Origin of the sequence: Mesorhizobium sp. M7A.F.Ca.AU.002.02.1.1, assembly GCF_003998535.1 — a bacterium.
Lineage (GTDB): Bacteria > Pseudomonadota > Alphaproteobacteria > Rhizobiales > Rhizobiaceae > Mesorhizobium > Mesorhizobium ciceri.
In genome coordinates this window covers 1-1223 of sequence record NZ_RZPB01001201.1, presented here as the reverse complement: position 1 = coordinate 1223, position 1223 = coordinate 1, and the positions used below count along the sequence as shown (strand labels likewise).

At 65.2% G+C, this 1223-nt stretch carries 1 protein-coding gene; it reads right to left on the bottom strand.

The genetic code is table 11. From position 1 onward, the window contains the following. Window positions 1–1223: GumC family protein (locus tag EN879_RS36445; protein WP_164774861.1), on the bottom strand; the 1223-nt coding region annotated here is incomplete at both ends.

Here is a 1223-nt window from a genome sequence, read left to right as displayed (position 1 = left end):
GGGTGGAGCGCGCCGGTTCGGGCTCGACAACCGTTTGCTCTGTCGCCGCCGTAGCGGGCATTGCGACCGCATCCGGCGCCTCGGCCATGGCCTGCATCGCAGCGGCAAAAGGCTCCGCATCGGCTTCATGCGCAGGTTCAGGCAGTTCCTGGTGAATGACGGGTTCCTGGAAGACGGCAGGCTCGTGGCGGACAAATGGCTTGGCGGCCGGCGTCTGCGCCACATGGGGCATCGCGACCTCATCGATCCGTTCGAAACGGGAACCGCTCGCCGGCCGCATCGCGCGGCCTGAGAACAGCTCCCGCAGAAGCGTCACGATGGCCATGATCAGCAGCGATGCGGCGAAAGCCGCGCCGACGATCGGCCCCACCTTCGGGAAATAGGCCTCGGAGGGAACCGACGCCTTCGAGGCGATCCGGGCGTCGACCGGCAGATAGTTGCGGTCCTGGCGCGAAGCGGCTTCGCGGTAGTTGGTCAGGTAGAGTTCGAGCTGCTGTCGCTTGGCGGTCGCGTCGCGCTGCAGTGCGTCGAGGTCGACCTGTTGTTCGCCGGCCTGCGCCGAAGCGGCTTTCAATGTGTTGACGTCGGCGACGAGCTGGTTCTCGCGGGCCTTTGCCGTCTCGGCCTGCATCAACAGGCCTTTCATGATCTTCTGGGCCTCGCTGCGGATCTGCGCGTCGAGATCGGACAGTTGCGATTTCAGCGCGCGAATGCGCGGATGATTGCCAAGCAGCGTCGTCGACAGATCGGCGATGTTGGAGCGCAATTCGACCTGTCGCTCACGCAAGCGCTGGATCAGGTCCGATGACAGACCCTCCGGCACTGCGTCCAGCGAACCGCCATTCTGCAGCGCCCTGCGCACACCGTCGGCGGTCGCTTCGGCCGCAGCGCGGTTGGCGCGCACTTTCGACAGTTCGCTCGACAGTTCCGAAAGCTGCTGGGTGGCCAGCACCGAATTGTTGCCACCCATCAGAAGATCGGACTGGGCTCGGTAGGCGGCGACCTTCGCCTCCGCATCCTTGACCTGCCGCTGCAGGTCGGCGATCTCGGGCGCCAGGAAGTCTGCCGCGGCGCTGTTCGATTCGAGCTTGGCCGCCCCTTGCCCCGCTATATAGGCGGCAGCGATGGCGTCCGGTATGGCGGCCGCGAGCTTGGGATCTTCCGATGAGAACTCGATGGCAATGATGCGGGTCTTCTCGACGCCGTAGACGTTGAGCTTCTCG